Source organism: Streptococcus intestinihominis (genome assembly GCF_046824975.1).
In the GTDB taxonomy this organism is placed as follows: Bacteria; Bacillota; Bacilli; order Lactobacillales; family Streptococcaceae; genus Streptococcus.
In genome coordinates this window covers 316,262-322,259 of sequence record NZ_JBKQBL010000001.1, presented here as the reverse complement: position 1 = coordinate 322,259, position 5,998 = coordinate 316,262, and the positions used below count along the sequence as shown (strand labels likewise).

The following is a 5,998-nucleotide window of genomic DNA, read 5'->3' as shown; positions in this document are numbered from 1 at the left end:
CCAATCTTTGGCTCCGTTTTCGGAGTTCTTCAAATGCAAGTATCCCGCTGTTGAGATAACCAAGCCAGCTGAGTAGGTGTAGCTGTAAAGCCCCATGTAGTAGTGGCTTTGGCGCATCCAGGTCAACGCTGCGTCATCATCGATTTCAACGGCATCTCCCCAGAATTCGGTTAGGACTTCCTTCATGATGCTGTTGAGCTTGCTAGCGCCGAAGGTACCACCTTCTTCAATCAGGGTGTAGACCTTGCGTTGGAAAGCCGCTTCCAACAAGTGGGTGATGAAGTTGTGGAAGTAGGTATCTGTCAAACGGTGAGCCAAGGCAAAGCGTTTTTGACGAGGGTCGTCAAACTGGTGTTCCAAATAGTCGCTGAGGAGGAGCTCGTTAAAGGTAGAAGGAGCTTCCACATAGTAGGTCGACATGTGGGCGTTGAAGTAGCTTTGGTTGTTGTCTGAGAAGATGAATTGACCAGAGTGTCCGATCTCGTGGATCAGGGTGTAGACATCGCTCATGCGTCCTGTCCAGCTCATGAGGACATAAGGGTGGACACGGTATGGGTCAGCGGCATAACCACCGGAATCCTTGCCTTCATTGGCCGCAAAGTCGACCCAGCGTTCGGTTTGGTAGCGAGCAATTTCACGGGAATATTCTTCTCCAAGGGGTGCCACAGATTTCATGACCAAGTCATAGGCATCATCAATAGTAACATCTGGGTTGAGCGCACTGTCCAAATCCAACTTCCAATCGGCAAAGGTCATTTTCTCAAGACCATTGACCTTGGCTACGTGTTTGAGGAATTTTTGAGCGACTGGAGCGAAATCCTTCATGATCAGGTCAATCTGACGGTCAAACATAGAACGATCCACTTCCTGCTCAGCCAAGAGATAGTCAAAGACAGAGTCGTAGCCTCGCATATCTGCGATCAGTTTTTCGGACTTAACTTGAGCTAGATAGGTAGCAGCAGCCGTGTTTTGGTGCTTGCGGAGACCTTCTGAGAAGGAACGAAAGGCTTTTTCACGGACTTCCGCATTCTCATGGTTTTGGTAGAAGTTTTCATAAGTAACAAAACTATTTTTGTAGACTTTTCCATCCACTTCAAAATCAGCCATTTCAAAGTCGCCAGCCCGCATCTTGGTATAGATGTCTTGTGGTCCGTAGAAGACTTCACCAAGGTTGGTCAAAGTTTTTTCCACATCAGCTCCCAAGTAGTGGGCTTTTTTAATTTTAGCCTGACGAATGGCATAAGTGAGGTGAGGGAGTTGCCCGAGGCGTTCGAGGACTTCTTCATCCGCTTCTACCAAAGCATCATCAAAGAAGGAAAGTTCGACGCTCGCCCAAGTTTCGAAATCCATCCCCGCTTGGGCAATTTCCGCAAAAGATTCATCGCCAAAGTCAGTCGTTTGTGGCATAAAGCTGTAGTTACCAATGTGGCTGAGTTGGATCTGAATCTGTTCAAAGACCGCAAAGGCAGCTTCAAAGTCTTCAAAAGTGTGGAGCTTGCCCTTGTAGTTGCGGACAAATTCATTGATTTCTTCGCGTGTTTTTTCAATGGCGCGCAAGAAGTCTTCCTGATCTTGGTAGAGGGCTGTGAGGTCCCAGAGTTCATTCTCAGGAAATTCAGAACGTTTTTTTAATTCCATAGTGTTCTCCTTTTGATCAAATAACTATACTCAGTATAGCAGAAAATAGGGGAGAATGATAGGTGAAAGGAGAACTTATCAAAGCTAGCTGGATCCAATAAGAAGCCAAGGATTTTCTAGCTTTTTTACCTTCTTTTGGTATAATAAAGTGGAGAAAGTTTTAGGGAGTATACGATGAAGAAATTCTATAAAGTTAGCTTGGCAGCGATGACCTTGCTAACCTTGGTGGCATGTGGGCCTAAGCGACGTCCTCGGACGCAACCTTCTACAGCTCAGAGTGAAGTAACAGATGGAAAAAGTTCCAAGAAAGCATCGTCTGGGCATGAGTACTATCAAACAGTGCTTGAACGTTATCAGGCTTACTCTAGGGCTATCGAAGCAGGTGATAGTGCTGGTCTAGAGACTAAACTAAAAGAAATAGATCCTCAATCGGATGAGTATGTCTATGCCATGTATCTTCAAACTCTGGGTAGTAAACCTAACCTTTCCTATTTTTATACAGATTTGGATAAGGATGGGCGGGACGAACTCTTGATTGGGAATGGCCAAACAGTCTCAGCAATCTACTATCTGAAAGGCCAGCAACCAGAATTGTTGCATACAGCTTTTGTGGCTTCCTCTGGTGGCTCTCGTTCAAGTCTTCAAATTTTTGAGGATGGCTCGGTCATCTATGCTAGCTTTTCGTCTCTTCAACCAGATGTAGATTTGATCCATTACAAGTTCCAAAAAGGAAAGCTGGAGACTGTCAATAAGATCCAAATTAAAAATGGGGACGGTCAGAAGCCAGAAAAAGCCTTAGGGATTACAGCAAAAGAATTGGATCAAGCAAAATTTGGATGGAAAGAACTAGAGACCGGAAAGAAGGCGACCAGCCAAGCAAGTACCTCAGAGCAGCAAACAAGTAGTTTCCAAGTCCGTGTAGCAGTTTCAGATCTTCGAATTCGTAAAGAAGCATCGATCAAGGGGGAAGAAGTTGGAATGATCCCGCAAGGTGTTTACACGATAACTGAGAGGGTGTCAGCTGACGGTTATACCTGGGGCAAGCTCCAATCTGGCCAAGGCTGGATCGCGCTTGAATTTACGACGAGAGTGGAAGGGGGAAATGCATCTACTGTTAAAGGATTGAGTGCGGAAGATCAAGAGGATATCCACTCGGTAGTAGAGAATGGCTATTCTTTAATGTATTCTAGATTGGTCAAACCAACCTTTATATTAGATTTATCAAATGATCATAGCGGTATCTATTCTTATACAGAAGGCATGTTTTTAGATTATTTCAATACTTATACTCCAGGTACCTATCAACTTGCAGATGTCATTAAAAAATTGGAAGCTCAAGAAACATCAGAATCCATTCAATCTATGACTACAGATCAATTAATTCAACTTGCGAAAGAAAGAAAACAAGGATGGATATACTCTTCGAAAGATAAGAAGTTTTTTGAATTCGTTCCAGGTGGACGTGGAGGTGCTGGCCCAGAGGTTGTTATTCCTTCAGCAGATGAGTGGGTCGTTGAGAATGATACAGTTACAGTGACAACTAGAGTTAAGACCTCTTCTCAACCTTTTGAGCGCTATGTGTTGAAGCGGAGCAAGAAAGACTATTCAGGTGGAGAACACAAAACGCGATTCTATGTCGTTAGTAAAGAAAATGTGTGGAATGGAAAATAGACGGTAGCTATATCTAGCTCTAGAATTTTAAAATAAGTGGAAATCAAATATTCCTCGAAAAAGGCTTTTAAAGCCTTTTTCTTTTGGGCTTGAATATGGTAAAATAAAGGTTATACGTGCTTGGATACAAAGATGAGGATATAACATACAGAAAGGCTCTTGAAATCCCGATCTCGTTGAGTTGCTTAACGGCTTAGTATCTTGGGTAATTGAATTTTGGCCTCATTTCCTAGGAAAAAAGATAAGCTTCCTAGCACTCATCGAGTGCGACGTCATCTTTCTATTTTTCTACAGAAATGTTCGGCAAGCCGAACCGTCCAAAATATCTTGATAGTTGAACACGGGCTAAATCCCTAGTGAAAAAGATAGATTTCCTGGTGTGCGTGGCACACTGCGTCAATCTCCTATTTTCATACGGGATTCTTCACGCCCCTTGTATCCTGATTTTTGTAGGCAAGTCGTATAATTTTATCAATCCAAAGGGGATTAAAATGACAAAACAAGTGTTTCAAACGACTTTTGCGGGTCGTGAGTTAATCGTAGAGACTGGTCAGGTTGCCAAGCAAGCCAATGGCTCTGTTGTCGTGCGTTATGGGGAGTCAACTGTCTTGACGGCAGCTGTCATGTCTAAAAAGATGGCAACTGGGGATTTTTTCCCGCTTCAAGTCAACTACGAAGAAAAAATGTATGCGGCTGGGAAGTTTCCTGGTGGCTTTATGAAACGTGAAGGACGTCCTTCAACAGATGCGACTTTGACAGCGCGCTTGATTGACCGCCCAATCCGTCCTATGTTTGCGGAAGGTTTCCGTAATGAAGTGCAAGTCATCAACACAGTCCTTTCTTACGATGAAAATGCATCTGCACCAATGGCAGCGATGTTTGGTTCATCCTTGGCACTTTCTATCTCAGATATTCCGTTTGACGGACCAATCGCTGGGGTACAAGTAGGCTATGTTGATGGTCAAATCATCATCAACCCTACGCAAGAACAAGCTGAGCGCTCTCTTCTTGAATTGACAGTAGCTGGTACCAAACACGCTATCAACATGGTAGAGTCTGGTGCCAAAGAATTGTCAGAAGAAATCATGTTGGAAGCTCTTCTCAAAGGACATGAAGCTGTTAAAGAATTGATTGCCTTCCAAGAAGAAATCGTTGCGGCAGTTGGTAAGGAAAAAGCAGAAGTAGAATTGCTTCATGTAGATGCTGACTTGCAGGCTGAAATCATCGCAGCTTACAACAGCGACCTTCAAAAAGCTGTTCAAGTTGAAGAAAAATTGGCGCGTGAAGCTGCAACTCAAGCAGTGAAAGATCAAGTAACAGCTGTTTACGAAGAAAAATATGTAGACCACGAAGAATTTGACCGGATCATGCGGGATGTGGCTGAAATCTTGGAACAAATGGAACACGCAGAAGTGCGCCGTTTGATCACAGAAGACAAGGTTCGTCCGGATGGTCGTAAGGTTGATGAAATCCGTCCCTTGGATGCGGTTGTTGACTTCCTTCCTCGTGTTCACGGTTCAGGTCTCTTCACTCGTGGACAAACTCAAGCTCTTTCTATCTTGACATTGGCGCCAATGGGGGAAACGCAAATCATCGATGGTTTGGACCCAGAGTACAAGAAACGCTTTATGCACCACTATAACTTCCCACAATACTCTGTAGGGGAAACTGGTCGTTACGGTGCACCTGGTCGTCGTGAAATTGGTCACGGTGCTCTTGGTGAGCGTGCTCTTGCTCAAGTCTTGCCAAGCTTGGAAGAATTCCCATATGCGATCCGTTTGGTAGCAGAAGTCTTGGAATCAAATGGTTCTTCATCTCAAGCATCTATCTGTGCAGGAACACTTGCCCTTATGGCTGGTGGTGTGCCAATCAAGGCTCCAGTAGCAGGTATTGCCATGGGTCTCATCTCAGATGGAAACAACTACACCGTATTGACAGATATCCAAGGTTTGGAAGACCACTTTGGAGATATGGACTTTAAGGTTGCAGGTACTCGTGACGGGATTACAGCCCTTCAAATGGATATCAAGATCCAAGGGATCACTGCAGAAATCTTGACAGAAGCGCTTGCCCAAGCCAAGAAAGCTCGTTTTGAAATCCTTGATGTGATTGAAGCAACCATTCCTGAAGTTCGTCCAGAATTGGCTCCAACAGCTCCGAAAATTGATACCATCAAGATTGATGTGGACAAGATCAAGATTGTCATCGGTAAAGGTGGAGAAACCATCGATAAAATCATCGCTGAAACAGGCGTTAAGATTGATATCGACGAAGAAGGAAACGTGTCTATCTACTCGAGCGACCAAGCTGCCATTAACCGCGCTAAAGAAATCATTGCTGGTTTGGTTCGTGAAGCGAAAGTGGACGAAGTCTACCATGCTAAAGTTGTGCGTATCGAGAAATTCGGTGCCTTTGTCAACCTCTTTGACAAGACGGATGCCCTCGTTCACATCTCTGAAATGGCTTGGACTCGTACCAACCGTGTCGAAGACTTGGTAGCCATCGGTGATGAAGTGGATGTCAAGATTATCAAAATCGATGAAAAAGGTCGTGTCGATGCTTCTATGAAGGCACTCTTGCCACGTCCGCCAAAACCAGAACATTCAGAAGAAAAAGGTGAGAAGGGTCATCGTCATGGCGACCGTCCTCGTCACTACAAACCTAGAAAAGATTTTGCCAAAGATGCAGG

General features: G+C 44.4%; 3 protein-coding genes. 2 read left to right on the top strand and 1 reads right to left on the bottom strand.

Going from position 1 to position 5,998, the window contains the following annotated elements:
* Positions 1-1,638 (bottom strand): oligoendopeptidase F (pepF, locus tag ACLOR3_RS01675; RefSeq protein WP_412036929.1); only part of this gene is annotated, 1,638 nt, incomplete at its 3' end.
* Positions 1,639-1,812: 174 nt separating this feature from the next.
* Here pepF and ACLOR3_RS01670 point away from each other — a divergent pair.
* Entirely contained in the window at positions 1,813-3,309 is a 1,497-nt protein-coding gene (locus tag ACLOR3_RS01670; protein WP_411400085.1) for a hypothetical protein, read from the top strand.
* A gap of 491 nt (positions 3,310-3,800) precedes the next feature.
* A partial coding sequence (gene pnp / locus ACLOR3_RS01665) for a polyribonucleotide nucleotidyltransferase (RefSeq protein WP_412036928.1) occupies positions 3,801-5,998 on the top strand: 2,198 nt, incomplete at its 3' end.